Source organism: Mycobacterium sp. IDUB_9 (assembly GCF_055419505.1).
The window spans coordinates 728,011-754,371 of record NZ_JBVAXU010000003.1; the positions used below are offsets into that span (position 1 = coordinate 728,011).

Annotated in this window: 24 protein-coding genes; 5 read left to right on the forward strand and 19 right to left on the reverse strand. The window is 66.6% G+C overall.

From position 1 onward, the window contains the following. From rpsP to ACZY08_RS17940, 3 genes are all read right to left on the reverse strand, one after another. Positions 1 to 489 (reverse strand): 30S ribosomal protein S16, encoded by a 489-nt coding sequence (gene rpsP, locus ACZY08_RS17930; protein WP_463745339.1) that lies wholly within the window; start codon positions 487 to 489, stop codon positions 1 to 3. Positions 490 to 660: 171 nt separating this feature from the next. Further along, a complete protein-coding gene (locus ACZY08_RS17935; RefSeq protein WP_463745955.1) occupies positions 661 to 1,092 on the reverse strand; it encodes a nuclear transport factor 2 family protein in 432 nt (143 codons plus the stop codon). Positions 1,093 to 1,111: 19 nt separating this feature from the next. After that, positions 1,112 to 2,329, reverse strand: a complete 1,218-nt coding sequence (locus ACZY08_RS17940; protein ID WP_463745954.1) for an osmoprotectant NAGGN system M42 family peptidase — start codon at positions 2,327 to 2,329, stop codon at positions 1,112 to 1,114. Positions 2,330 to 2,425: 96 nt separating this feature from the next. Between ACZY08_RS17940 and ACZY08_RS17945 the strand changes: the two genes are divergently transcribed. The 3 genes from ACZY08_RS17945 to ACZY08_RS17955 all read left to right on the forward strand — a co-directional run bounded on the left by ACZY08_RS17945 (position 2,426) and on the right by ACZY08_RS17955 (position 5,876). Then, on the forward strand, positions 2,426 to 3,322 hold the full coding sequence (locus ACZY08_RS17945) for a D-alanyl-D-alanine carboxypeptidase family protein (RefSeq protein ID WP_463745338.1): 897 nt from the start codon (positions 2,426 to 2,428) through the stop codon (positions 3,320 to 3,322). Between the two features lie 92 nt (positions 3,323 to 3,414). Continuing rightward, positions 3,415 to 4,230: a D-alanyl-D-alanine carboxypeptidase gene (locus ACZY08_RS17950; RefSeq protein ID WP_463745337.1), complete on the forward strand. Its 816-nt coding sequence runs from the start codon at positions 3,415 to 3,417 to the stop codon at positions 4,228 to 4,230. An 83-nt stretch (positions 4,231 to 4,313) separates the two neighbouring features. After that, complete coding sequence (locus tag ACZY08_RS17955) at positions 4,314 to 5,876, forward strand: diflavin oxidoreductase (RefSeq protein WP_463745336.1); 1,563 nt, start codon at positions 4,314 to 4,316, stop codon at positions 5,874 to 5,876. A 76-nt stretch (positions 5,877 to 5,952) separates the two neighbouring features. Here ACZY08_RS17955 and ACZY08_RS17960 read toward each other — a convergent pair whose 3' ends face one another. The 6 genes from ACZY08_RS17960 to ftsY form a co-directional block, all read right to left on the reverse strand. Next, positions 5,953 to 7,014, reverse strand: a complete 1,062-nt coding sequence (locus tag ACZY08_RS17960; protein WP_463745335.1) for a metal-dependent hydrolase family protein — start codon at positions 7,012 to 7,014, stop codon at positions 5,953 to 5,955. 4 nt (positions 7,015 to 7,018) lie between these two features. Then, complete coding sequence (ffh, locus tag ACZY08_RS17965) at positions 7,019 to 8,590, reverse strand: signal recognition particle protein (protein ID WP_463745334.1); 1,572 nt, start codon at positions 8,588 to 8,590, stop codon at positions 7,019 to 7,021. 90 nt (positions 8,591 to 8,680) lie between these two features. Beyond that, the gene (locus ACZY08_RS17970; RefSeq protein ID WP_463745333.1) at positions 8,681 to 11,212 is read right to left on the reverse strand and encodes a [protein-PII] uridylyltransferase; all 2,532 of its coding nucleotides are present in this window, start codon (positions 11,210 to 11,212) and stop codon (positions 8,681 to 8,683) included. Positions 11,213 to 11,291: 79 nt separating this feature from the next. Continuing rightward, positions 11,292 to 11,630 carry a P-II family nitrogen regulator gene (locus ACZY08_RS17975; RefSeq protein ID WP_003881099.1) on the reverse strand — a complete coding sequence of 113 codons (339 nt, stop codon included), beginning with the start codon at positions 11,628 to 11,630 and terminating at the stop codon, positions 11,292 to 11,294. Positions 11,631 to 11,636: 6 nt separating this feature from the next. Next, positions 11,637 to 12,992 carry an ammonium transporter gene (locus tag ACZY08_RS17980; protein WP_463745332.1) on the reverse strand — a complete coding sequence of 452 codons (1,356 nt, stop codon included), beginning with the start codon at positions 12,990 to 12,992 and terminating at the stop codon, positions 11,637 to 11,639. A 170-nt stretch (positions 12,993 to 13,162) separates the two neighbouring features. Then, positions 13,163 to 14,539 carry a signal recognition particle-docking protein FtsY gene (gene ftsY / locus ACZY08_RS17985; protein WP_463745331.1) on the reverse strand — a complete coding sequence of 459 codons (1,377 nt, stop codon included), beginning with the start codon at positions 14,537 to 14,539 and terminating at the stop codon, positions 13,163 to 13,165. Between the two features lie 398 nt (positions 14,540 to 14,937). On the opposite strand from ftsY, the gene ACZY08_RS17990 reads away from it, so the two are divergent. Further along, the gene (locus ACZY08_RS17990) at positions 14,938 to 16,509 is read left to right on the forward strand and encodes a PE-PPE domain-containing protein (protein WP_463745330.1); all 1,572 of its coding nucleotides are present in this window, start codon (positions 14,938 to 14,940) and stop codon (positions 16,507 to 16,509) included. Positions 16,510 to 16,526: 17 nt separating this feature from the next. Here the strand turns inward: ACZY08_RS17990 and smc are convergent, their stop codons facing one another. The 3 genes from smc to ACZY08_RS18005 are packed head-to-tail and all read right to left on the reverse strand — an operon-like array spanning position 16,527 to position 20,850. After that, a complete protein-coding gene (smc, locus tag ACZY08_RS17995) occupies positions 16,527 to 20,114 on the reverse strand; it encodes a chromosome segregation protein SMC (protein ID WP_463745329.1) in 3,588 nt (1,195 codons plus the stop codon). A 26-nt stretch (positions 20,115 to 20,140) separates the two neighbouring features. Further along, positions 20,141 to 20,446: an acylphosphatase gene (locus ACZY08_RS18000; RefSeq protein ID WP_463745328.1), complete on the reverse strand. Its 306-nt coding sequence runs from the start codon at positions 20,444 to 20,446 to the stop codon at positions 20,141 to 20,143. Further along, a complete protein-coding gene (locus tag ACZY08_RS18005) occupies positions 20,443 to 20,850 on the reverse strand; it encodes an OsmC family protein (RefSeq protein WP_463745327.1) in 408 nt (135 codons plus the stop codon). The genes ACZY08_RS18000 and ACZY08_RS18005 overlap by 4 nt, the downstream gene beginning before the upstream one ends. 138 nt (positions 20,851 to 20,988) lie before the next feature. Between ACZY08_RS18005 and ACZY08_RS18010 the strand changes: the two genes are divergently transcribed. After that, on the forward strand, positions 20,989 to 21,813 hold the full coding sequence (locus ACZY08_RS18010) for an Rv0361 family membrane protein (protein ID WP_463745326.1): 825 nt from the start codon (positions 20,989 to 20,991) through the stop codon (positions 21,811 to 21,813). Positions 21,814 to 21,835: 22 nt separating this feature from the next. Here ACZY08_RS18010 and mutM read toward each other — a convergent pair whose 3' ends face one another. From mutM to ACZY08_RS18045, 7 genes are all read right to left on the reverse strand, one after another. Then, positions 21,836 to 22,702, reverse strand: coding sequence for a bifunctional DNA-formamidopyrimidine glycosylase/DNA-(apurinic or apyrimidinic site) lyase (gene mutM / locus ACZY08_RS18015; RefSeq protein WP_463745325.1), 867 nt, complete (start codon positions 22,700 to 22,702; stop codon positions 21,836 to 21,838). 6 nt (positions 22,703 to 22,708) lie between these two features. Then, positions 22,709 to 23,401 (reverse strand): ribonuclease III, encoded by a 693-nt coding sequence (rnc, locus tag ACZY08_RS18020; RefSeq protein ID WP_463745324.1) that lies wholly within the window; start codon positions 23,399 to 23,401, stop codon positions 22,709 to 22,711. Then, the gene (locus ACZY08_RS18025) at positions 23,398 to 24,015 is read right to left on the reverse strand and encodes a YceD family protein (protein ID WP_463745323.1); all 618 of its coding nucleotides are present in this window, start codon (positions 24,013 to 24,015) and stop codon (positions 23,398 to 23,400) included. Before ACZY08_RS18025 ends, rnc begins: the two co-directional genes overlap by 4 nt. A 64-nt stretch (positions 24,016 to 24,079) precedes the next feature. Further along, on the reverse strand, positions 24,080 to 24,817 hold the full coding sequence (sepIVA, locus tag ACZY08_RS18030; RefSeq protein WP_463745322.1) for a cell division protein SepIVA: 738 nt from the start codon (positions 24,815 to 24,817) through the stop codon (positions 24,080 to 24,082). A gap of 187 nt (positions 24,818 to 25,004) precedes the next feature. Then, positions 25,005 to 25,481, reverse strand: a complete 477-nt coding sequence (gene coaD, locus ACZY08_RS18035; RefSeq protein ID WP_463745321.1) for a pantetheine-phosphate adenylyltransferase — start codon at positions 25,479 to 25,481, stop codon at positions 25,005 to 25,007. A gap of 38 nt (positions 25,482 to 25,519) precedes the next feature. Then, entirely contained in the window at positions 25,520 to 26,086 is a 567-nt protein-coding gene (rsmD, locus tag ACZY08_RS18040) for a 16S rRNA (guanine(966)-N(2))-methyltransferase RsmD (protein ID WP_463745953.1), read from the reverse strand. Continuing rightward, positions 26,083 to 26,361: biotin/lipoyl-containing protein (locus ACZY08_RS18045; RefSeq protein ID WP_463745320.1), on the reverse strand; the 279-nt coding region annotated here is incomplete at its 5' end. The genes ACZY08_RS18045 and rsmD, both read right to left, overlap by 4 nt.

The following is a 26,361-nucleotide window of genomic DNA, read 5'->3' on the forward strand; positions in this document are numbered from 1 at the left end:
TCAGCTCTCGCTTGCGGCGTCGTCGGCAGCGGCCTCAGCAGCCGGCGCCGCAGCCTCGGCGGTTTCGGCTGCAGCCTCGTCCTGCTGATCCTTCTTGGCGGGAGCCTTCTTCTTCTTGGGCGTGACAGCAGCCGCACCGCCGCCGCTCTCGACCTCGGCCAGCGCCGCGTTGAACAGGTCCAGCTTGGACGGCTTGGGCTCCTTGACCTTCAGCGTGCCCTCGGCGCCCGGCAGGCCCTTGAACTTCTGCCAGTCACCGGTGATCTTCAGCAGGGCCAGAACCGGCTCGGTGGGCTGAGCACCGACGCCCAACCAGTACTGCGCGCGCTCCGAATCGATCTCGATCAGGCTCGGCTCTTCCTTCGGGTGGTAACGGCCGATGACCTCGATGGAGCGGCCTTCGCGGCGGGTGCGCGCGTCGGCGACAGCGATGCGGTACTGGGGGTTACGGATCTTGCCAAGCCGGGTGAGCTTGATCTTGACAGCCATGTGTAAGCACTTCTCCTTGAGTGTCACGCTGCAATTCGGCGATGCGGGCGGAATTGCCCGATCCGGTTTTGCCTTACGTGTGTGACCGCCGCGCAGCGCATTGAACGAGTCGCGCGGCAGACAGCGCCCAATTGTGCCAGAGCAGGCAGTACTGACCAAAATTGTGCGCGGTCAGACGACCTTGTCGAAACACTTGGTCTCGACGCGGCGGCTCATCCGCCAACCGTCGGCGGTCCGCACGAACTCGTCCTCGTACCAGAGCCCGCAGAACAACACCTGTTGCTCCAGCCCCGGCAGCACCATGGGGTTGAAGCAGATGGTGCGCGAAGATGCGGTGTCGCCGGCCGCGTCGTACTTGATGCGCACATCGAAGTTCCCGAGCATGTGGGCGTAGGCCGGAAAGTTCGGCAACACTTCGGCCAGCCAGGCCTTGACCTCCGGGTATCGGCCATCGATGCCGCCCATTGCCCGGTAGTCGATATAGGCATCGGAGGTGAACACCACATCGAGGTCATCGAACAGTCGGCGGTCTATCGCCGTGGAGTAGTCGATCAACAACTGCTGGATCTCAAGACGGTCCGAAATCTCTTCCAGGCTCAGCACCATTCGATTCAACACCACGTCACGTATGCGGTCCCTCCGAAGGCGGCCAATGCTCCCCTGGCGAGGCGTCACCCGGTTCGGTGAAATCGCCGCGGGACAGCGGCACCCACTGCTCGCTGGGCGCCGGCTGTTTCGAGGACGGGAAATCACGCAGCGCACCGGTCGGGCTGGAATCCCACGCCTCGAACGTCAACGGTGTCTGCAGCCAGGCATTCAGCAGAAGATAGGTGGCCTCCAACGAGTCCAGGTGAGTCCGTTCCCAGCCGTGGCTGCCGTCCAGACCGAAACCCACCAGCGCCGCCCGGGTACCTGCGCCCGCTTCGATGGCAGCCGCCGCGTCGGACCGGTAGTACCGGAACACGTCACGCGCGAACGGAATGCCCTGCCCCTTGGCCAGGCGGCAGAGCTTGCGGGTCAGGTGATAGTCGAACGGGCCGTGCAGATCGGCCATCGGGATCGTCACACCGTGCTCGATCGAGTGCTGTCCGGGGGCGCAGACCGCGTTGTCGACCGAGACCAGTTCGGCCACATCGGGCGGAAGCCCGTGACTTGCGCCGTGCCCCACCTCCTCGGTGATGGTCACCATCAGCGTCGCCCGGTGCGGCAGCACGATCTTCTGCTCGGCGATGGTCTTGGCCAGAGCCAACGCGACCGCCACCCCGGCTTTCCCGTCGAGGTGCCGGGACACCACGAAGCCATCCTCGGTGAGTTCGGGGCTGGCGATCAGCGCGACGAAGTCACCCACGTTCAGCCCCAGACGTTCCAGATCCGCACGGGTCGCCACGTTGCGGTCCACCCGGACCTCGACGTGCTCCCAGTCGGTGGGCTGGGTGTCGATCTCGTCTCCGTATGCGTGCCCGCTGGCCTTGAGCGGCATGATCGTGCCCGTGAAGAACTCGTCTGGGTCGTCGGAGAAGATCCGCACCCGGGCCCCCGCGGCGAACCGCGCGGAGAACGTACCGACCGGGACCAACTCGAGACGGCCGTTGTCCTTCAGATCCCGGACCATGCACCCGATGGTGTCGGAGTGCACCACCAGCGCCCGGTCGATGGTTGGCGACTCACCCGGCAGTTCGGCGGTCAACGCGCCGCGCCGGGTCAGGGTGAACGGCACGCCGAGGTCGTTGAGAATGTCGCCGATCAACTGCATCACGGCGTCGGTTCGTCCCGACGGGCTCGGGGTCTGCAGCAACGCCAGCAGAGTGTCGACCATCCACTTGCGTTCCGCCTCCGGCATGGTGGCAGGTTCGGCCACGGTGTCTCCCCTCGAATTCGTCGAATCTTCCTCGGGCACCTATGCGCGAGGTATGTACACGCTTTAGGGTCAGTGCACATGGTCAGGCTCGTCGGCGCAATCTCGCTCTGTCTCGCAGCACTCCTTCCCACAGTTGTAGTCGGCGCCGTGATCGGCTCCCCCGCCGCCTATGCAGATGCCGGCGTGCAGCAGGTCGGCGCGGCGCCCATCCCGGACGGACCCGCACCCGCCTGGATCGTCGCCGACATGGACACCGGCCAGATCCTGGCAGGTCGGGACCAGTACGTTCCGCACGCACCTGCCAGCACCATCAAGACACTGCTGGCGCTGGTAGCCCTCGACGAACTTCCGCTGGACGCCACCGTCGTCGCGGATGAGGCCGACCGTAAAGTCGAGTGCACCTGCGTCGGGATCAAAGCCGGACGCACCTACACCATGCAACAGCTGCTCGACGCCTTGCTGCTGGTCTCCGGCAACGACGCCGCCGACACCTTGGCGCACATGCTCGGCGGCAAGGATGCCGCCGTCGCCAAGATGAATGCCAAGGCCGTCGCGCTCGGCGCGAACGCGACCCATGCCGGGTCACCGTCCGGTCTGAACGGCCCCGGCATCGACGGGACCACCACGCCGCGGGACCTGGCGGTGATCTTCCGCGCCGCACTGGCCAATCCGGTGTTCGCCGCGATCACGTCGTCGCCGTCGGCCTCGTTCCCCGGTGCCACCGGCCCGGTCACGTTGGTCAACCAGGACGAGATGCTCGGCCGCTATCCGGGCATGCTCGGCGGTAAGACCGGTTTCACCGATGTGGCGCGCAAGACGTTCGTCGGCGCTGCGCAACGCGACGGCCGCCGGTTGGTGATCGCGATGATGTACGGGCTGGTCAAGGAAGGCGGGCCGACCTACTGGGACCAGGCCACCAGCCTGTTGGACTGGGGTTTCGCGCAAGACCGCTCGGCCGGCATCAGCACGTTGTAGCGGTGTCGGCAACGCACCACCTCGGCCATCGCAACCAATCGGAAACCTGATCGCGCGCTGAGCGAGTCCTGTGCTCCGTAGCGTCACCTTCCGTGCGAAGACTGTTCGCGGCGACCGCGCTCGCCCTCGGCGCGGTGCTCTCGGTCACGCCCGCCGCGAACGCGCAGCCAAGCGTTCAGCCCGCCGGCGCCCAGATTCCCGACGGGCCCGCCAAGGCCTGGCTGGTCGCCGACTTGGACACCGGCCAGGTGCTCGCGTCCAAGGATCCCAATGGCTCGTACGCCCCGGCCAGCACCATCAAGCCGCTCTTGGCGATGGTGGTGCTGGATCACCTTCGCCCCGACAACTTCGCGCGGGCCAACGAGTCCCACACCAAGGTCGAATGTTCGTGCGTCGGCCTCAAACCGGGACAGCCGTACACCACGCGCCAACTGCTGGAAGCGCTGCTCATGGTGTCGGGCAACGATGCGGCGAACATGCTCGCCGACATGCTGGGCGGCCGCCCCGCCACAGTCGCGGCGATGACCCGCAAGGCCGCCAGTGTCGGCGCCCGCAATACGCGGGCTTCGTCCCCGTCGGGCCTCGACGGTCCCGGATGGGAGACCGTCACCACTCCGCACGATCTGGCGGTGATCCTGCGGGCGGCGCTGAGATATCCGTTGATCGCGCAGATCATGCGCCAGCCCTCGGCCCAGTTCCCCGGCAAGACCCTGACCAACCAGAACGAACTGCTTGCACGCTATCCCGGTGACATCGCCGGAAAAACCGGATACACGGACCTGGCCCGCAAGACGTATGTCGGTGCCGCCCAACGGGGTAACCGGCGGCTGGTCGTGGTCCAGATGTACGGCACCGGGGATCTCTACGGGCAGGCGATCAACCTGTTCGACTACGGTTTCTCGCACTGACCATCGACGGTAAAAGGTAGGGTCCCACCGGGACTCGCGCCCAACTAAGGTAACCCTAAATTCGCGTGGAGTGCCCGCGCGCGATGAGGGGAGCCGATGTGTCCGACCGTGAATTCTCGTTGGTGGTCGCCTATGGCACCGACATGGGCAACGCCGAAGACGCTGCCATGTCCTTCGCCGAGGCCGCCACCGCCGCCGGAATTCCTGCCGAGGCCGTCGAACTCAACCAGGTGGAGCTCGGCCAACTCGGTACCGCAACGCATTTCATCGCTGTCACCTCAACCTTCGGCGACGGCGAATTCCCCGACACCGCCACGTTGTTCTGGGAGGCGATCAGCGGCTCGACCGAACGGCTGGAGCATCTGAGTTTCGCGGTGCTGGCGCTCGGGGACACGTCCTACGAATTGTTCTGCAACGCAGGCATACTCCTCGACGCACGGCTGGAGGAGCTGGGTGCCACCCGGCTGGTCGACCGGGTCGACGTCGACGGGTACTACCAGGAACCTGCCGCGGCCTGGACCAACGACCTCGTCAAACAGCTCACCACCGTCCAGGCTGGATCCCTCGCGCCCACCACCGTCGTGGAATCCGCACCGGCTGATCCCCCGCTCCGCAACCAGGACCGCAACCGCACCTTCGATGCCGCCCTGACAGTCAACCGACTGCTGACCGCGGCGGAATCCGACAAGGAAGTCCGCCACTACGAGCTCGACCTCTCCGGTTGCGGAATCACTTATCAGGCCGGCGATTCACTGGCTGTCCACGCGACCAACGATCCCGATCTGGTCGCGGCAATCCTTGCCGAATTCAAGGTGGGCCCCGACCACCGGGTCGCCGACTCGGAGGAGACCTTGGGGGTCTTGCTCACCGAGCGCCTGGAAATCCGGACGCCTTCGCGAGCGCTGCAGGACCTGACCGGTGCCGCCGCCTACGGAGAAGATGTCCTCGATCTCATCCGGCGCGCCGGCCTGACGGTCGATGAGGTCGTAGATACGTTGCGCCCGTTGCAGTTCCGCGATTACTCGATCGCCTCCAGCCCGCTGGTACATCCCGATCACGTCCATCTGACCGTGGCCACGGTGCGCTACCCCGCCGCCGACCGCCAACACGGCGGCGTGGCCTCGACCTATCTGGCCGAGCGCACGCAGACGGTAAGGGTGCACCTGCGCCCCAACCATCACTTCCGGCTGCCCGCCGGCGATGTGCCGATCATCATGATCGGACCGGGTACCGGGATCGCGCCGTTCCGGGCATTCCTGCAGGAGCGGCAGGCCGCCGCCGCGACGGGCCGGTCCTGGCTGTTCTTCGGCGACCGGCGCCGGGCCACGGATTTCCTCTACGGCGACGAACTGACAGCATTCGTCGAGTCGGGCACGCTCACCCGGCTGGACATGGCCTTCTCCCGCGATCAGGACGCGAAAGTGTATGTGCAACAACGCATGCGGGAGAACTCAGCCGAGTTGTTCGCCTGGCTGCAGGACGGTGCATACCTCTACGTGTGCGGTGACGCCGACCGCATGGCCAAGGATGTCGATGCCGCCCTGCATGAGATCGTCGCCGACAGCGGCGGCATGGATGCCGACGCCGCGCACGCCTACGTCAACAACCTGATCAAGACCCACCGCTACCTACGCGACGTGTACTGAGGTTCTGCTCGCGGTGGGCCGCTGACACTGCGGTGACGGCGCTCCCTACTCGCACTTGTGCGCCATCGGCGCAGGCTCAACGCCACACGCGACCGCGCAGGATCACCAGATCCGGGTGGCTGACCCCACCATCACGCGGATCGTCGGTGTAACACACCAGGTCCGCGGACGCTCCGTGCTCCAGTGTGGGTCGGCCGAGCCAGGCCCGGGCATCCCAACTGGCCGCCCCCAGGGCGGCGGTGGGGCTCATCCCGATGCCCTTGAGCGCCTCGATCTCGTCGGCGATGCGGCCGTGCGCGATCATGCCGCCGGCGTCGGTACCCGCAAAAATCGGCACCCCGGCCTCGTAGGCGGCGCCGACCCGGGTGCGACAGGAGGCATACAGGTCACGCATGTGCTTCGCGTACGCGGGGTACTTGCCCGCCGCATCGGCGATGCCGGGGAAATTGTCGATGTTGATCAGGGTCGGCACCAGTGCTGTGCCGTGTTGGAGCATCAATTCGATGGTGTCATCGGTGATTCCGGTGCCATGCTCGATGCAGTCGATTCCGGCCTTGATGAGGCCGGGCAGCGCATCCTCACCGAATACGTGCGCGGTGACCCGCGCCCCTTCGGTGTGGGCGGCGTCGATCGCAGCTTTGAGGATCTCGTCGGACCACAGCGGTGCCAGGTCCCCGACTCCCCGGTCGATCCAATCGCCGACCAGCTTGACCCAGCCGTCGCCCCACCGGGCCTGCTCGGCCACGGCGGCAGGCAGTTGCGCCTCGTCCTCGATGTCGATCGGCAACCCCGGCGAATACCGCTTAGGCCGGGCCAGATGCCTTCCGGCCCGGATGATCCGCGGCAGGTCCTCGCGGTCGTCGAAGCTCCGGGTGTCCACCGGCGATCCGGCGTCACGCAGCAGCAGCGCACCGGCATCGCGTTCGGTTTCGGCCTGGGTGACGGCCTCGTCGAGCGACACCGCGCCGCCGGGCCCCAGGCCGACATGACAGTGCGCGTCGACCAGGCCGGGAATGATCCAGCCTCCGTCAAAGACGGTGTCGGCGTTGGCAATCGGCTCCGCTGACAGCGTGCCCCCGGCCACCCACCACTCGACGGGCTCGCCGTCGGGTAGGCCGCGGCCGCGGACGTGGAGCACTGCGCTACTTCTGGCCGGGGAACTTCAGTTTCGACAGGTCGAAATCGGCCAAGCCGGGCGGCAATTCGTCGAGGCCCTTGGGCATGTTCGACAAGTCCGGGAAACCGGCCGGCATCGCTCCGGGTGCGCCAAACGGGTTCTTCGGCTGTGTCGGGCCGCGCCCCTTGCCCTTGCCTTTACCCTTGCCGGCCTGCTTGTTCTTGCCCTTGGCGGCCTTGCGCGGCGAGTTCTTGCGGCCGAAGGGCATGCCCATCTGGCCGGCCATCGACGACATCATCTTGCGGGCATCGAAGAACCGGTCGACGAGCTGATTGACCTCCGACACCGCGACACCGGAGCCGTTGGCGATCCGCATCCGGCGCGAGGCGTTGATGATCTTGGGATCGGCCCGCTCGGCCGGCGTCATACCGCGGATGATCGCCTGAACCCGGTCCAACTGCTTGTCGTCGACCGCGGCCAACGCATCCTTCATCTGACCGGCCCCGGGCAGCATGCCCAGCAGGTTGCCGATCGGGCCCATCTTGCGGATCGCCAGCATCTGCTCGAGAAAATCCTCCAGCGTCAGCTCACCGGAGCCGATCTTGGCCGCGGCCTCCTCGGCCTTCTGCTGATCGAAGACCTGCTCTGCCTGCTCGATGAGGGTGAGCACATCGCCCATGCCCAGGATGCGGCTGGCCATCCGGTCGGGGTGGAAGACGTCGAAGTCTTCGAGCTTCTCCCCCGCTGAGGCAAACAGGATCGGCACACCGGTGATCTCGCGGACCGACAAGGCCGCACCACCACGGGCGTCGCCGTCGAGCTTGGTCAGCACGACACCGGTGAAGCCGACACCCTCGCGGAACGCCTCGGCGGTGGCGACGGCGTCCTGACCGATCATGGCGTCGAGGACGAACAGGGTCTCGTCGGGGCGCACGGCGTCGCGGATCGCGGCGGCCTGACTCATCAGTTCGTCGTCGATGCCCAGCCGCCCCGCGGTATCGACGAGGACGACGTCGAAGTGCTTGGCCCGGGCTTCGGCCAGGCCGGCCGCGGCCACCGCCACCGGGTCCCCTGCGCCGTCGGATTCGTGCGCGCCGGGCGCGGTGCCCGGGTGGGGGGCGAAGGAAGCCACGCCCGCGCGCTCGGCCACGATCTGCAGCTGGTTGACGGCACCGGGCCGCTGCAGGTCACACGCCACGAGCAACGGGGTGTGGCCGAGTCCCTTCAGCCATTTCGCCAGCTTGCCGGCCAGCGTGGTCTTACCGGCACCTTGCAGACCGGCGAGCATGATCACCGTCGGTGGGTTTTTCGCGAAAGCCAGCTGACGGGTCTCGCCGCCGAGGATGCCGATCAGCTCCTCGTTGACGATCTTGACCACCTGCTGCGCAGGATTCAGCGCGGCCGAGACCTCTGCACCCTTGGCGCGATCCTTGATCCGCGCGACGAAGGCACGCACCACAGGCAGCGAGACGTCGGCCTCCAGCAGGGCCAACCGGATCTCGCGCGCCGTGGCATCGATATCGGCGTCGGTCAACCGCCCCTTGCCACGTAGGCCTTGCAGGGCTCCGGTCAACCGGTCAGACAGGCTCTCAAACACGTGGTAAGCCTAGCGGCCCGGGATTTGAGGCGTGGTCGGCCGCCGCGAGCCGGAACCTATCGCGTCCAGCGCCCAGCAGATCAGTGTGGATCAACTGGCGTGCTCGGCCGGTTTCGCCTGCTTTGCCGGTGGCGGCGCGGGCAGGATCGCGAACATGTCGCGCTCCAGTTCCTCGCGGACCGCCGCCCGTCGTGCTTCGTCACCGGCCAGTGCCGGTGCGGTGATGCAGAAGACGTCGATCACCGACGATCCCAGCGTGGTCACCTTCGCCCAGGCGACATCCACCCCGTCGCGCTCGAACACCGCCGTCAGCCGGGACAACAGGCCCGACCGGTCGATCGTGCGGATCTGGACGATCAGGTCTTCGGGAGCCGTACCCGGCGACCACAGGATGCGGGGCGCGGCGGGCACGTGGTTGGCCGGCACCGAGGCCAGGATCTCACCGGCCCGGGTCGTCGGATGCTGGGCGGCCTCATGGTCGCGGCGTTCCAGCGCACCGATCACGTCCAGTTCACCGTCGAGCGCGAGGATGAACTGCTGGCGTAGCAGTTCCACGGCTGGTGGCGCACCGAAGTGCGGAGACACCGCGAAGGTGTTGATCGCCGAACCCTCGTGGCTGTTGACCGATGCCGAGTGCACCCGCAGGGAATTCAACGCCAGCACGCCGGCGGCCTTGGACAGCAGACCGCGCCGGTCCGCGGCGATCATCGTGACGTTGTAGATGTGCGGACCATCCCCCGGCGTGAGTTCCACGTGGACGCCGGCCTCACCGGCCAACGCCATGAAGCGCGGCTCGATCGGGTCGGGCTGCGGCAGCGATTCACCGGCCATCACCAGGCGGCACCGTCGCACCAGGTCACCGATCAGCGACGCCTTCCAATCGCCCCATACTCCCGGTCCGGTGGCCAGCGAATCGGCCTCGGCCAGGACATGGAGCAGCTCCAGCAGCACCGTGTCCCCACCGAGAGCGTCGGCCACCGCGTCAATGGTCTTGGGGTCCTGCAGATCTCGTCGCGTCGCGGTGTCGGGCAGCAGTAGGTGGTACCGGACGACCTTCGAGAGCACTTCGATGTCCGACGGCCACAGACCCAGCCGGGTGCCGATCTGGGTGGCCAACTCCGCGCCGATCACGCTGTGGTCCCCGCCGCGACCCTTGCCGATGTCGTGGCACAGCGCACCCAGCAGCAGCAGATCCGGACGCGACACCCGGGTGGTGAAAGCACTTGCCCGCGAGACAGTTTCGACCAAGTGCCGGTCGACTGTCCAGGTGTGCACGACATCCCGCGGCGGCAGGTCCCGCACCGCACCCCACTCCGGGAACAGCCGGCCCCAGAGGCCGGTGCGGTCGAGTGCCTCGATGGTGGCGACCGCTGCGGGGCCCGACGCGAGCAAAACCAGCAGATCTTTGAGGGCTGGACGCGGCCACGGTGTACGCAGTTCGGGTGCGGTCTCGGCCAGCCTGCTCAGCGTGGACACCGCCATCGGCAGCCCGGTACCCGCCGACGCCGCCGCGACCCGCAGGATCAGACCCGGATCACGTTCCGGCCGCGCGTCGCGGGCCAGGATCACCTCTCCGGCGTATTCGATCACTCCCTCGTCGAGCGGGCGGCGCACCGGGCGGCGAAGCGCGGCGAAACCGCGGCGAGGTAAGGCATTCGCGGCTGTCCGGATACCGGAGTCGACGTAGTAGCTCACGGTCCGGGCCGCGTCGGACAGGGTGCGGGCGAGGTCGAATCGATCCCCGATCCGCAAAGCAGCACCGATCTCATCGGCATGCTGGGCCAACAGCAGTTCCCGACCACGGCCGGAGGCACGGTGTAGTTCAGTACGCACATTCAGCAACGACAGGTGGGCACCGCCGAGCGTTCCGGTCGGCGAAGCCAGCGCCCGGCTCGGATACACGTCGGCCAGTTGCGCTATCGCGAGCGCGTTGAGCAGCTGTACGTCCCGCAGACCGCCTCGGCCCGATTTGAGGTCAGGCTCGGCGCGGTGCGCGATCTGGCCGCTGCGCTGCCAGCGCGCCTGCGCGTGTTCGACGAGTTCGTCGAACCGCGAGGCGATTCCGATGCGCCACTGCCGGCGCGCCCCGCCGACGAGTAACGCCGACAGATCGGCGTCACCGGCCATATGGCGGGCATCGAGCATCGCCAGACCCACCGCGATGTCCTCACCGGCGACCTTGAGGGCTTCGGGCACGGTGCGCACACTGTGATCGATACGAATATTGGCGTCCCACAAGGGATACCAGAGCTTTTCGGCCACCTCAGAGACCAGCTCGACGGGCATGTTGTCATGCAGCAACATGAGATCGAGGTCGGAGTACGGCAACATCTCGCCGCGGCCCAGACCACCGGTGGCCACGATGGCGAATCCGCTGGTGGCCGTGATGCCGATCTCGGCAGCCTTTGTGGTGAGCCAGAATTCGTGCAGATCGAGTAACGCGTCCCGCAGACCGGACGCATCCAGTTGACGGGATCCGCCGGTGAGCAACTGCTGGGTGGCCGCTACCAGATCATTGGCCGGCCGAGACAAACCCGCCGAAGCCTCCTGGGGAGAGGCTCCGGCGCCCGACTGCTCCTCGCGCAAGCGCTCGTCGGTGGATTCTGGTTTGTCTTCTGTCATTTCGACTCCTCCCCCGGCCGATTCCGGGTTGTGCTCACGCGATTCCTGGCCGGGAGAAGACGTCTCGACGGACGCTCGGCTACAGGGCGTCAGCTCCTCGCTCACCGGTGCGGACGCGGACAACGGTGTCGACCGGGCTGACCCAGACCTTCCCGTCGCCGATCTTCCCGGTGCGGGCGGCCTGCACGATGACGTCCACGACCTTGTCGACCGCGGAATCGTCGACGACCACCTCCACCCGGACCTTCGGCACGAAGTCCACCGAATACTCGGCACCGCGGTAGACCTCGGTGTGGCCCTTCTGCCGGCCGTAGCCCTGTACCTCGCTGACCGTCATCCCCAGGATGCCCGTCTGCTCCAGGCCGGTCTTGACATCCTCCAGCGTGAACGGCTTGACGATCGCAGTGATCAGCTTCATATTCCCTTATTCCTCCCCGCCGTGACGACCAAGAACAGAACCGGTTCCGACAGCGACGAAGTCGTAAGCGCTCTCAGCGTGCTCGGACTCGTCGATACCGGATGCCTCCTCTTCTTTGTCCAGGCGCAGGCCCACGGTGTATTTGACAATCAACGCCAAGATAGCGGTACCCACCGCCGAATAGAGCAGAACAGCACCGGCCCCGACCGCCTGTCGCCACAGCTGATCGAACCCGCCACCGTAGAACAGACCGGCAACCGCGGCAGGTGCTTCCTTGGTCGCCACCAGGCCGACCAGCAACGTGCCGACGATGCCACCCACCAGGTGGACACCCACGACGTCGAGCGAATCGTCGAAACCGAACTTGAACTTCAAGCCCACCGCCAGAGCGCACAGCACACCTGCGGTAACACCGATCACCAGTGCGCCCACCACATTCACCGACGAGCAGGACGGCGTGATCGCCACCAGCCCGGCAACGATGCCCGATGCCGCACCCAGGGAGGTGGCATGCCCGTCACGGATGCGCTCGGTGAGCAGCCAGGCCAGCATGGCTGCTGCGGTCGCCACCGTGGTTGTGACGAAGGTCGAACCTGCAACTCCGTTGGCCGACACCGCAGAACCGGCGTTGAATCCGTACCAGCCGAACCACAGCAGGCCGGCGCCGAGCATCACGAACGGGAGGTTGTGCGGGCGCATCGGCGTACCGGGCCAACCGAGCCGCTTACCGAGGATGATTGCCAGGACCAGGCCCGCGGTACCGGCGTTGATGTGCACCGCGGTGCCACCGGCGAAGTCAATTGCCTTGAGCTGGTTGGCGATCCATCCGCCGTGGTGGATTACGGTCTCACCGTCGGATCCCTTGACGTCGAAGTCGAATACCCAGTGCGCGACCGGGAAGTAGACAAAGGTCGCCCACAGCGCAGCGAACAGCAGCCAGCCCCCGAACTTGATGCGATCGGCGACAGCACCGGAGATCAGGGCGACCGTGATGATCGCGAACATCAGCTGGAATCCCACGAACACGGTGGCCGGGATCGTGCCGACCAACGCGATGGGCGCATCGGCTGAGCCGTTCGCTCCGATCAGACCCTTGAGGCCGAAGAACTGCCCGGGGTCACCGATCACGCCTGCGGTGTCGTTACCGAATGCCACCGAGTAGCCGTACAACGCCCACAGGACCGTGACGACACCCATCGCGCTGACGCTCATCATGATCATGTTGAGCACGCCCTTGGCACGCACCATGCCGCCGTAGAAGAAGGCCAGACCCGGCGTCATCAACAGCACAAGTGCGGCGGCGGCCAGCATCCATGCCGTGTCACCGGTATCCGGTGCACCCAATATCGGGAATTGCTCCACTCGCAGTTTCCTCCTTCACCACACCACGGCCGCAAGGGTTTGCAGCCATTGACCTGGTCAAGACAATGCTGAGTGGATGTTTCAACTACGACGCCGCCGCGTTTCGCTCGTGTGAACGGATGGGCAGGCTGCGTTTCGCCGGTGTTACACCGTGCGATTCCCTGGGTTTTCTAGCCCAGCAGGGCGTCGACGAACGCCGCAGGCTCGAACGGTGCGAGGTCGTCGGGCCCTTCACCGAGTCCGACGAGCTTGACCGGTACACCGAGTTCCTGTTGAACCCGGAACACGATGCCGCCCTTGGCGGTGCCGTCGAGCTTGGTCAGAACCACGCCGGTGATGTCCACGACCTCGGCGAACACCTTGGCCTGCGGCAGGCTGTTCTGGCCGATGGTGGCGTCGAGCACCAACAGCACCTCGTCGACAGTGGCGCGCTTCTCCACCACCCGCTTGACCTTGCCGAGTTCGTCCATCAGGCCGGTCTTGGTGTGCAGGCGACCAGCGGTGTCGACGACGACAACGTCAGCACCGACCTTGACTCCCTCGTCGACCGCGTCGAACGCCACCGATGCCGGATCCGCACCTTCGGGTCCCCGCACCACGTCGGCCCCGACGCGCGCGGCCCAGGTCTGCAATTGGTCGGCGGCCGCAGCGCGGAAGGTGTCGGCCGCGCCGAGCACGACGCGGCGGCCATCGGCGACCAGCACCCGGGCCAGCTTGCCCACGGTGGTGGTCTTCCCGGTGCCGTTCACTCCGACCACCAACAGCACCGACGGCTTGTCGGCGTGCGGCAGCGCCTTGATGGAACGGTCCAACTCCGGCCGCAACTCCGATATCAGCACCTCGCGCAACACCGCGCGCGCGTCGGCCTCGCTGCGCACGCCCTTGCTGGCCATCCGCTCACGCAACGCCGCCACAACGGACTCGGTGACCACCGGACCGAGGTCGGCGATCAGCAGGGTGTCCTCGACGGCCTCCCATGAGTCCTCGTCGAGATCACCGCCGCCGAGCAGCCCGAGCATGCTGCGGCCCAACGCGTTCTGGGACTTGGCGAGGCGGCCCCGCAACCGGTCCATGCGGCCTTCGGCCGGGGCGATGTCCTCCACGGCAGCGGCCACGGCGTCGGGAGCCTCGGCGGCCACTTCCGGCGCGCCCGGCTCATCGGGGATTACCGGGGCGGGGGCCGAGTCTGCGGGTCCCTCGGGCGCCGGCGGCGCTTCTGGTGCGACTGTCTCGACCGGCGGCTCCGGCAGTTGAACATCGGCGATGGTGCGCTTGGGAGCATCCCGCGGAATGGTGGCGTCATCACCGACCGCAGGCAGTCCGCTGGTGTCGATGCGCTCTAGCGTCGGCGTATCCGACTTGCTGAACGTGATGCCCGAGGACGCCGTATAGCCGCCGGAGCGGTCGATCGGTTTCGACTCGTCTCGTTCCGACAGGCTGATCCGCCGCCGCCGGTAACGCACCACCCCCACCGTGAGGGCGACGACGATCAGTACAGCGACGACCGCAATGGCGATCCACAGACCCAACAACGCACCTTCTGTCACACCGCCATTGTCTCAGGGCGGCCGCCCGCGAACGACCGGCCCCGTTCAGCGTCTCGGCTCGGGCACGTGGCCCGCCTACGAGTGCGCCGGAAAATCGGCGCATGCGATTGCCGAAAATCGTGGTACATGAACGTACCGAGAAGGTATATTCCGTTCACCACACAACCTCAGGAACATGCCCACGCAAGCCGTAGAATTCACCTACGGCTTAGCTGCTGTGATGGTCGAAACTATTTTCTATCCCCAGTCACCTCTGAATTCATATTTTTTCTGCCTTTTATTTGAATTAGCTGACAGCGAGGCTAGGAATAGTTCACGATCCAGATGGGTCGGGAATGGCTTCAGCGTCTGGTCAGCATGTCGTCTTCCCATGGGATGTTTCGAAAGGGAGGACGAGAATGCGCATTCGTGTGCTTCGGGGGGTAGCACTGACGCTGGTCGCTCTGATCGGCACCGTCGGGCTGGTCGTGACGGCGACCATGTCCACGCTGGTTCAGCTGGCGGCGACCGCACTCATCATGGGTGGAACCGGGATGAAGGTGCTGGGAGATCCGCACCAGTGGGGTGCCGGTACGTACCTGGACCAGGTCAACAACACTTATCTGTCTGACCGGAACCTCGATGAAGACGACTTGAAATGGGTGTCGACGCCAGAGCAGTTCTGGCCCGCGACCAGCCTGACCGACATCACCTTCGACACCTCCGTCGCCCGCGGGGTCCTGAACCTCAACAACGCCGTGCTGACCACCTCAGGGGAAAAGGTCGTCGTCGGCTATTCACAGAGCGCCAACATCGCCACCCGGGAGAAGCGCAACCTCGCCGAGCTTCGCGCGCAGGGCGCCGCCGTCCCTTCGGCTGACGAGCTGTCCTTCGTGTTCGTGGCCAACCCCAACCGGCCCAACGGTGGAATCCTCGCCCGTTTCGAAGGCCTCTATATCCCGATCCTCGGGGTCAGCTTCGACGGCGCCACCCCGGACGACGAATACCAGACGATCGACGTAGCCCGTCAGTACGACCTGATCGCCGACTTCCCCAAATATCCACTCAACGTGCTGGCCGATCTCAATGCCCTGATGGGCTACGTCTACCTACATCCGAACTACGGGTCATCCGTGGTCAACCTGAACGACCCGAGCACATACGACTCCTACACCTCCGGCAACACCACCTACTACCTGGTGCACACCGAGCACCTTCCGCTGCTGCAGCCGTTCCGAGACATAGGGATCCCGGCGCCGGTAATCGACCTGGTCGAGCCCACCCTGCGCGTGTTGATCGAGCTCGCCTATGACCGCACGCCGGCCAACATGGGTGTCCCCACCCGCGCCGGGCTGATACCCCACATCGATCTCGACAAGTTGGCATCGGATCTGAGAGCCGCGGCCGAGGAGGGCGTGCGCAATGCCCTCACCGGCCTGGGGATCAACACCGCCGACACCGCCGATCGCCACACAGAAACCGTTGCCGGACTGGATAATTCGGCGCTCCAGAAGGTGGCACCCCGCGTTTCGACGCCGGAGGGGCCTCAGCCCGGACTGACCCGTCCGCACGTGCCCCGCACATATCCCACAACGGACAACGACATCCTCGCCGTAGCCGACACCGACATCCCGAAATCCGATCCGGAGACGAAGGATCCTGAGGCCGACACCGCCGTCGACACGGCCGTGGGCACGGCTGTCAAAGCCGAGGGCGACATCAAGACCGAGGTCAAGGCCGAGACGCCACCGAAGCCGAGATCGGCGGCCGAGCGAATCAGGCAGTCAGTGCGGCAGGCACTCTCGCCCAAGGCGTCCGACGGCGTCAAGGTCGACGAATCGGGCGCCGACCCACGTCCGACCCGCAAGAGCCGTCGCACCGAGGAAAGCGGTTCGGCCCAACCCAAATCCGGAATTGCGGAGGCGAAAGACAAGGGTGCACAAGATAAGCCACGCCGTAGCCACCGCGCCGCACACTCCGACGCGGCATAGGGGCGCTCGGCACCTGATCAGCCCGGGCTGGCGGCCAGTTCCTGGCCCCGCATCCGCTGCGAGATCACGGTGGTGATGCCGTCACCGCGCATGCTCACACCGTAGAGCGCGTCGGCGACCTCCATGGTGGCCTTCTGGTGGGTGATCACGATCAGCTGGGACTTCTCCCGCAGCTGCTCGAACAGGCTGATCAGCCTGCGCAGGTTCACATCGTCGAGCGCGGCCTCGACCTCGTCCATCACGTAGAACGGGGAGGGGCGGGCCCGGAAGATCGCCACCAGCATGGCCACCGCGGTCAACGACTTCTCGCCACCCGACAACAGCGAGAGTCTCTTGATCTTCTTGCCCGGCGGCCTGGCCTCGACTTCGATTCCCGTGGTGAGCATGTCGGCCGGATTGGTGAGAAGGAGGCGTCCCTCGCCGCCGGGGAACAGAGTGGAGAACACCTGCTCGAATTCGCGCTCCACGTCGACATAGGCCTCGGTGAACACCTGCAGAATCCGGGTATCGACGTCGGCGATCACGTCCAGCAGATCGGTCCGCGCCGCCTTGACGTCCTCAAGTTGTGTCGACAGGAAGTTGTACCGTTCTTCCAGCGCCGCAAACTCTTCCAATGCAAGCGGATTCACCCGGCCCAACTCTGAAAGCTCGCGTTCGGCCTTCTTGGCCCGGCGCTCCTGGGTCGGCCGGTCGAACGGCATCGGCGCCGGCGCCGTGACCTGCTCACCCCGCTCACGCGCCTGCTCGTATTCCGCCATCTCCAAGTCGCTGGGCGGCAACGCAATCTGCGGGCCGTACTCGGCGATCAGGTCGGCCGCGGGCATACCGAACTGCTCCAGCACCTGCGCCTCGAGCTGCTCGATACGAAGCGACGCTTGCGCTTTGGCCATCTCGTCACGGTGCAGAGAATCGGTGAGCGCGGTGATCCTCGCGTTGAGTTCGGTGACCACCTCGCGCACCTGGGACAGAGCCGTGCCGCGCAGTTGACGCTCGGTGGCCAGCTCGTCGCGCATCCGCGACGCCACCGCCACCACCGCGCTCAACCGTTGGGCCACAATGCGTCCCGACTCAGACACCGCGGCTGCCACCTGGGCCGCATGTGCGCGGGCCTCCCGGGCCCGTTGCGCACGCACCCGGGCCTCGCGCTCGGCGGCCGCGGCCCGGCGCAGTGAATCGGCACGTCCGCGAACCGCATTCGCACGCTCCTCGGCAGTGCGCACCGACAGACGGGCCTCCACCTCGACCGAGCGCGCCGCCTCGGCGGCAGCCATCGACGTCTGCCGATCCACCGGTTCGGCCTCGAACATCGGAAGCTGTTCGGCGTTGTGCAGCCGGGTCTCGAGTTCGGTGAGTTCCTCGACCGTCTTGGTGCGCCCGGCCTCGAGCTCGTCGCGTTGCCGGATCAACCGCTGCCACTCGTCACCGGCGCTGCGGGCATCCTGTCCCAGACGGCCCAACTGCTCATAGATCGCCGCGATCGCCGCGTCGGATTCGTTGAGCGCAGCCATCGCCTCTTCGGCCGCCTCCCGGCGGGCCGCCTGCTCGGCCAGCGCACCCGACAATGCGGCCGCCAATTCACCGGTCTGCCGCTCTGTGGTCTCCAGTCCCTGGCGGGCCTTGTCGATCTCGGAGCTGATCTCGAGCGTGGAGGGCTTGCGGTCGGAGCCACCGCTGATCCAGCCGGCACCGATCAGATCACCATCCGCGGTCACCGCACGCAGGTCCGGGCGCGCCGAGACCAGTTGCACCCCGGCAGGCAGATCGGTCACGACCGCCACCCCGGCCAGCATCGCGGTGATCGCCCCCCGCAGGCGGTCCGGGACCGTGACCAGGTCGTTGGCCCAGATCGCACCGTCGGGAAGCACGCCCGACGGTGCCGAGCCGTTGACCTTCCAGTCCCCCAGCAGCAGGGCGGCCCGGCCGCCGTCGGATTCCTTGAGCGCGGCGACGGCGGCAGCGGCGACACCGAAATCCTCGGCGGCCAACGCGTCGGCGGCCGCACCCAGGACCGTGGCGACCGCCACCTCATGCCCCGGCTGCACCTTCAGATATTCCCCGATGGTGCCGAAAAGCCCTGTGCCACTGTGATTCTTCTGCAGCCAGGCGGCACCGTCGCGCCGGTCCAGGCTGACCGAGAGGGCCTCGATCCGGGCTCGCAGCGAGGCGACCTGCCGTTCGGCGGCACGCTCGGCGGACTGCAGTTCGGCCACACGCTCGTCGGCCAGCCTCAGCGCCGCCACCGACCGGTCATGCTGCTCGTCCAAGCCCGTCTCACCGGCATCCAGTTCGCTGACGCGGCTCTGAACGGTCTCGAATTCCGCCTGCGTCTGTTGAGCTTTGGTGGCGGCTTCCTCGATATTGACCGACAGCCGCATGACGCCGTCATCGATCGACTCGACGCGGATACGCATCGTGTCGACCTGACCGGCCAACCGGGCCAGCCCTTCACGACGGTCGGCCTCCGCGCGTGCCGCGTCGCGTGCCGCCCGTTCGGTCTCAGCGGCGATTCGCTCACGTTCGGCCAGCTCAGCGCGAGCGGTTTCCAAGACGATGCGCGACTCCTCGAGCTCGCCGAGCAACTCCATCTCGAGCTCGGCAACCTCATCGGCTTCGGCTTCCAGCGCCTCGGGGTCCTGACCGGTGGACGACTCGGACTCAGCCTCGAATAACTGGGCCCGATCTGTCGCGATCCGTACGGTGGCGCTCACCCGTTCGGCCAACGCCGAGGCCCGGAACCAGGTCTGCTGGGCGGCCTCGGCGCGGCGGGTCAGCTCCGCCACCGCGGCCTCGTGTGCCTGCAGCTCGACAGTCGAGGCTTCCAGCCGGACGGTCGCCTCGTCATGCTCGCGGCGCAGCATGGTCTCGGCCTGGTTGGTGTTGTGGAACTCGACCTGCCTTCTGACCAGGTCATCGGCCGCCAAGCGCAGCCGCGCGTCACGCAGATCGGCCTGAATCGTCGCCGCACGGCGCGCCATCTCCGCCTGGCGGCCCAGCGGCTTGAGCTGGCGACGCAACTCGGTGGTCAGATCGTTCAGGCGGGCCAGGTTCGCGGCCATCGAGTCGAGCTTGCGGACCGCTTTTTCCTTGCGTTTGCGGTGCTTGAGAACCCCGGCGGCCTCCTCGATGAAGGCGCGGCGATCCTCGGGACGCGATTCCAGGATCTCCGCGAGCTTGCCCTGCCCGACGATGACGTGCATCTCACGGCCGATGCCGGAGTCACTGAGCAGCTCCTGCACGTCCATCAACCGGCAGCTGCTGCCATTGATCTCGTATTCGCCGGCGCCGTCACGGAACACCCGCCGGGTGATCGACACCTCGGAGTACTCGATCGGCAACGCGTTGTCGGAGTTGTCGATGGTCAGCGTCACCTCGGCGCGGCCCAGCGGCGCCCGCGAGGACGTGCCGGCGAAGATGACGTCCTCCATCTTGCCGCCGCGCAGAGTCTTGGCGCCCTGCTCGCCCATCACCCAGGTCAGGGCATCGACCACGTTCGACTTGCCCGATCCATTCGGGCCGACGACACAGGTGATCCCGGGTTCGAAACGCAGAGTCGTCGGCGAGGCGAAGGACTTGAAGCCCTTCAGCGTCAGACTCTTGAGGTGCACGGCGATTTACCCTACCGCCGACTCGGCTACCGTTCGGTGAACCCCGCCATCGGGGCGTCGGCATCCGCCCAATCTGCGACGACGTGATCCACGGACCCCGGGGTTTTCCCGCTCTGGAGCAGCTCAAGCAATCGCTGACATTTCCCGCGCGGCCCCTGGGCCACCACATGGACCCGCCCATCGGGCCGATTCGAAGCAAACCCGGTCAAACCGAGCTCCAGCGCGCGAGATCGGGTCCACCACCGGAACCCCACGCCTTGCACATGACCGTGCACCCAGGCGCTCAACCGCACCTCGGTATCGGGCCCGGCGGGAAGTTCCGGTCCGGTCATCGAGGGGCGACCTCGAACTTCACCTCGGTGCCGGATTTGAGGGTGCGGCCCACCGTGCAGACCTGGTCGATCGCGCGCTCGACGACGGTCAGCACCCGGGCCACCTCGGCCTCCGAAAGGCCCGAGACGTCGATTTCGAGTTTCTCCTCCAGCAGCGGATAGCGCTCCTGCTCCCGGTCCGCCGGCCCGGACACCCGGATGGTCGCCGGATAGTCGTCGCCCAATCGCCGCCGCAACGGCTGATCGCTGGACATTCCGCTGCACGCCGCGAGTGCGATCTTCATCAGCTCACCGGGGGTGAACACGCCCTCGACGTCCTCACTGCCCACCAGCACCTCTGCACCGCGCGAACTCCGTCCGACATACCTGCGGACTCCGGTGCGGTCAACCCAAAGTTCGGTCATGCGGTATTTCTACACGCCGCGACACGCGGTTATTCCAGGGGTAATCGCCGGCCGGATCGGTCAACGGCCCCCGTCGGACACGGCGGTGACCCAGGCAGCGACGATAGACTCGGCAGACCGACTTCGCCGAGGAGCACTGTGACGTACCCGCCGAGCAATCCGCCCACCCCGCCATCGGGGTCTCCCGAGCCGTGGCAGCAGCCATATCAGCCGGGCGGACCTCAGGGATATCCGAACACCGGCGCCAACCCTGAGCAGCCCTATGGCTCCCCCTATGGAGCACCTCAGCAGCCGCAACAGCCCTACGGCTCGCCGTATGGAGCGCCCCAGCAGCCCCAGCCTCCGTACGGAGCGCCCTACGGTGCACCACCTCAGGACCCCCAGGCTCCGTACGGCTCGCCCTACGGAGCGCCCCAGCAGCCGTACGGCTCCCCATATGGGGCCCAGCCCTACGGTGCGCCGCAGCAGCCGTACGGCTATCCCGCTCCCCAGCCGCCCAAGAGCGGCAACGGTAAGTGGCTGGCGATTGGCCTCGCCGTACTGGCTGTGGTGATCCTGGTCGGCGGCGTCGCGATCTTCGCGCTGAACAGCGGTTCGGATTCGGGGAGCCGCAACAGCGCGGGCTCGTCACAGTCCTCCGGCTCCAGCGACGCCGAGAAGGAGGTGCGCGATTTCCTCGACGAGGTGATGTCGAGTTCCAGTGACCTCAACGAGGCGCTGCCCTACTTCTGCCAGGCGGATCGCGATCTGTTCGACAAGATCGGCGGCCTGGATGCCATCGACATTCCGAAGACCACCGATTCCAGCGGTACGGCGGAGATCACCAAGATCACGGTGAACGGCAGCAAAGCGGTCGTCGACATCTCGAGCAGCGCGGGCCCCGGCAAGTTGTACCTGCGCAAGGAAAGCGGATCGTGGAAGATCTGCATGTCCGACATGCCGGGCATGCCCAGCATGCCTTGATCCGGTTCGGGTGAGGCGCGCGTCAGCTCCGGGGGCGGGGCTGACACCTCGGGCAGTAGAACGATGACCGGTTCATGAACTTGTCGCGGCGCATCACCGCGCCGCACCGCCGGCACGGTTCACCTTCGCGGCCGTAGGCATCCAAAGACCGTTCGAAGTAACCGGATTCGCCGTTGACGTTCACATACAGCGAATCGAATGACGTCCCGCCCTGACTCAGTGCGTCGGCCATCACCTCGGCGGCGGCGTCGAGCACATCGGCCAGCCGGCGACGCGGCAGCAGCGCAGCGGTTCTGGCGCCGTTGATCTTGGTCCGCCACAGCGCCTCGTCGGCGTAGATGTTGCCGATACCGGACACCACGGTCTGATCGAGCAGCTGACGCTTGATCTCGGAATGCTTGCGCCGCAACACCGTAACCACGTGGTCGCGGTCGAACAGCGGGTCGAGCGGATCGCGGGCGACGTGTGCCACCGGTTGCGGCACGGCGGTGCCGTCCACCGTCACCAACTCGGCCAATTGCCAGCCACCAAACGTACGTTGGTCGACGAAACTCAGGGCCGTGCCGTCGTCGAGCACCGCGGCGATCCGCAGATGCCGGTCGTCGCGGATGGGGCCCAGCAGCATCTGACCACTCATCCCCAGATGCACCACCAACGCTTCGGTCTCGTCGTCGCCGCCATCCTCGCCCAACGTGAGCCAGAGGTACTTGCCGCGGCGGCCGGTTCCGGTGATGCGGGCCCCCAACAGGCGGGCGGTCAGGTCCCCGGGGCCGGCCTCGTGACGGCGTACCGCACGCGGATGATGCACGCGTACCGCCGAAATCGACTTGCCCGCAACATGTTCCTGCAGCCCGCGACGGACTACCTCTACCTCGGGTAGTTCGGGCATGGGTGCTCACGCATTGTCGAGTGCGGTCCAGGCCGCGGCCGCAGCTTTCAGCTCGGCCTCTTTCTTGTTGCGCCCCACACCGCTGCCGTATTCGACGTCGGCCACCACCACGGTCGCGGAGAATTCCTTGTCGTGATCCGGGCCGGTGGAGGTCACCACATAGCTGGGAGCACCGAGCCCACGTGAGGCGGTCAGCTCCTGCAGGCTGCTCTTCCAGTCCAACCCGGCTCCCAGCGTCGGCGCGGTGTCCAGCAGTTCACCGAACAACCGCAGGATGACCTCACGGGCCGTGGTCAGTCCGTGCTCCAGATAGATTGCACCGAGCAGGGATTCGACGCCGTCGGCCAGAATGCTGGACTTGTCGGCGCCACCGGAGTTCTCTTCGCCCTTGCCGAGAAACAGATGGCTGCCGAGTCCGCCCTCGGTGAGCCCACGTCCGACGTCGGCCAGCGCCTGGGTGTTGACGATGCTGGCGCGAAGCTTGGCCAGATCGCCCTCAGAGCGTTCGGGGTGGCGGTGGTAGAGCTCCTCGGTGATCGTCAACCCCAGCACGGCATCACCGAGGAACTCCAACCGCTCGTTGGTGGGCAGGCCGCCGTTCTCGTAGGAGTAGCTGCGATGCGTCAACGCCATGGTGAGAAGTTCGGCGGGAAGGTCGACGCCGAGCGCCTCCAGCAGCGCCGCGTGCGAATCGGTCACTCGTCGCCCCCGGGCCGCTCGTCGTCGGGCAGCATCGCGGCCAGCTTGGCCCAGCGGGGGTCGATCTTGTCGTGGTGATGTCCCGGTTCTGCGGTGCCAAGTGCGACACCGCATTCAGGGCAGAGGCCCGGACAGTCCGGACGGCACAACGGGGAGAACGGCAACGCCAACCCGACGGCATCGATGATCGGCTGTTCGAGGTCGACGGTGTCGGCCTGACCAGAGGCACCCACCCGGCCCATCTCGTCGGCCTCGGTGGTCTCGTCGGTGGTGCTGTCCGGGTACGCATACAACTCGGTGAGCTCGATCTCGACGTCGCCGGTGAGTGCAGTCAGGCAGCGCGCACATTCACCGGCGGTGGGAGCCGATACGGTCCCGCTGACCAGCACACCCTCCGACACCGACTGCAACTGCAGGTCGAGTTCGAGTGGTGCGCCCTTCTCGATGGCGACCAGCTCGGCGCCGATACGCACCGGGCTGGGCACCGTCTCCTGATGGGCCAGAAACGAACCCGGCCGTCTGCCCAGCCGGGAGACATCGATCACCAGCGGTGATCGGGAACCCCTGCGCCTTTCAGGCCCGCCTCGCCCAGCTGATCTCGCATGCGTCGCCATGCATCGATCCTACGGCGGCGTCACACCAGACCACGACGCAGTGCGCCCACCGTCAACACGGCGGTCAACGGGTGGCGTAGTCGTGCGTTCCCGCCGTCGTGCGTAGCTGGTGACGTCCGCGTCCGACGGAGCGCAGCGTGCCGTTGAGGAAGTCCTCGAACTCGGCCAGTTTGCTGTCGACATAGATGTCGCACTCACCGCGCAACCGGTCGGCTTCGGCATGTGCCGCATCGATGAGCCGGGTGGCCTCGGCGGTCGCCGTCGAGACGATCTCGGTCTGCGACACCAGACGCTGCTGCTCCTTGATGCCCTCCTGCACGGCCTTCTCGTAGGACAGGTTGCCGTTCTCGGTCAGGCGATCGGCCTCGGCCTTGGCCCGGCCGGTGCTCGCCTCGTACTCCCGCTTGGCCGCCGCCGCGAGCCGCGCCGCCTCTTCGCGCGCCTCCCCGACCATGCGCTCGCTGTGCTGCCGGGCTTCGACGACCATCCGGTCCGCCTGCGCCTTCGCGTCGGCCAGCAGCCGGTCGGCCTCGGCCCTGGCGTGATTGAGCATGCCGTCGGCATCGGCGTTCGACTTGCCCATCACCGACTCGCAGTGCTCCTTGGCTTCGCGCAACAGCGAATCACGCGCATCCAGCACGTCCTGTGCGTCGTCGAGCTCACCGGGGATCGCGTCCTTGATGTCATCGATCAGCTCGAGGACATCACCGCGGGGTACCACGCAGCCGGCCGTCATCGGCACACCGCGCGCTTCTTCGACGATCGCGCCGAGCTCGTCGAGCGCTTCAAAAACTCGGTACACGGCAAAACCCTCCAGGTCGTCGTTGTCAGTGACTAGTGTGCCTGGTGTTACGCCTGTGACTGGGGAGCACAATCGGTGTGTCGCCGACGGGCTTGTTCGCCGGTTTTGCTGCAGCTGACCGCCCGACGTCGCTCATGTGCTGGATCCCGCCGGGCAAACTCCCGCTCAACCCGACATCCGACGCAGGCTAGCTCTTCAGCTTCTCCTGCAACCGACGGTTGACCGGCTCGGGAAGCAACGCCGAGACATCGCCACCGAGGGAGGCGACCTCCTTGGCCAAAGACGACGAGACGAACGAGTACTGCGGTGTCGTGGCCACGAAGAAGGTGTCGACACCGGCCACATGCTTGTTCATCTGAGCCATCTGCAGCTCGTATTCGAAGTCGGTGCCGGTACGCAGGCCCTTGACGATCGCGGTCAGACCGCGCGTCTTCACGAAGTCGACGACAAGACCCTGGCCGGACTCGACACGGAGATTGGGCAGATGCGTGGTCGATTCGGCGATCATCGCCATCCGCTCATCGAGATCGAACATGCCCTTTTTGTTGGGATTCACCAGGATCGCCACCACGACCTCATCGAACTGCGCCGCCGCCCGCTCGAAGATGTCGATATGGCCAAGGGTCACCGGGTCGAAGGAGCCGGGACATACCGCGCCACTCATGGGTGACGACGCTACAGGCCACCCCGGACGGCTATCCGCTAACCCACTTCGGCGAGTTCGACCCGGGTGTCACCGTAGCGCCGGGCGCTCAGCGCATCCCAGCCTTCCGGCCAGCTCACCGGTCGACTCGACGACCGCCGCTCCACCAGGACGAGGGAGCCCGCGGTCACCCAGCCGGCAGCCGCCAACACCGTCAGCATCGCATCGACCGCGGCGTCGCCGAGATCGTACGGCGGGTCGGCGAACACCAGGTCGACCGGCCGCGTGGCACCTCCAGACAACACCGAGTCCACACTGCCGCGACGGACTGCGGCGTTGCGGACGCCCAGCGCGGTGATGTTCTCGGCGATGACCGCGGCCGCACGCGCATCCGACTCGACGAAGGTGGCCGAGGCGGCACCGCGCGAAAGCGCTTCCAGGCCAAGCGCTCCCGAACCAGCGAAGAGATCCAGCACCGACAATCCGGTGAAATCCAGCCGCGCCGCCAAGGCGTTGAACACTGCCTCCCTGACCCGGTCGGAGGTGGGGCGAGTACCCAGGCCGGACCGGTGCTGGGGCACTCGTAGCCGGCGCCCACCGAGTTCCCCCGCGATGATGCGGGTCAGGTCGATCCCCCGGTCGTTTCGCTCCGTCCCGCCGAACCGGTCACCACGACCAGCAGATCGCCACCTTCGACCTGTGCCGTGGCAGCCACGGCGACACGTTCGACAGTGCCGGACTTGGGCGCGGTGATGGCTGCTTCCATCTTCATCGCCTCGATGGTGGCGATCGTCGCGCCGGCTTCCACGGTGTCCCCGGCTGCCACACCGACGGTGACCACACCGGCGAACGGTGCCGCGACATGATCCGGGTTGTTGCGGTCGGCCTTCTCCGCGGCCGG

Coding starts and splice junctions, on each gene's coding strand:
- rpsP (WP_463745339.1), bottom strand. CDS start 489: ATGGCTGTCAAGATCAAGCTCACCCGGCTTGGCAAGATCCGTAACCCC.
- ACZY08_RS17940 (WP_463745954.1), bottom strand. CDS start 2,329: ATGCCGGAGGCGGAACGCAAGTGGATGGTCGACACTCTGCTGGCGTTG.
- ACZY08_RS17945 (WP_463745338.1), top strand. CDS start 2,426: ATGGTCAGGCTCGTCGGCGCAATCTCGCTCTGTCTCGCAGCACTCCTT.
- ACZY08_RS17955 (WP_463745336.1), top strand. CDS start 4,314: ATGAGGGGAGCCGATGTGTCCGACCGTGAATTCTCGTTGGTGGTCGCC.
- ACZY08_RS17970 (WP_463745333.1), bottom strand. CDS start 11,212: ATGACAGAAGACAAACCAGAATCCACCGACGAGCGCTTGCGCGAGGAG.
- ACZY08_RS17975 (WP_003881099.1), bottom strand. CDS start 11,630: ATGAAGCTGATCACTGCGATCGTCAAGCCGTTCACGCTGGAGGATGTC.
- ACZY08_RS17990 (WP_463745330.1), top strand. CDS start 14,938: ATGCGCATTCGTGTGCTTCGGGGGGTAGCACTGACGCTGGTCGCTCTG.
- ACZY08_RS18000 (WP_463745328.1), bottom strand. CDS start 20,446: ATGACCGGACCGGAACTTCCCGCCGGGCCCGATACCGAGGTGCGGTTG.
- ACZY08_RS18005 (WP_463745327.1), bottom strand. CDS start 20,850: ATGACCGAACTTTGGGTTGACCGCACCGGAGTCCGCAGGTATGTCGGA.
- mutM (WP_463745325.1), bottom strand. CDS start 22,702: ATGCCCGAACTACCCGAGGTAGAGGTAGTCCGTCGCGGGCTGCAGGAA.
- ACZY08_RS18025 (WP_463745323.1), bottom strand. CDS start 24,015: ATGGCGACGCATGCGAGATCAGCTGGGCGAGGCGGGCCTGAAAGGCGC.
- coaD (WP_463745321.1), bottom strand. CDS start 25,481: ATGAGTGGCGCGGTATGTCCCGGCTCCTTCGACCCGGTGACCCTTGGC.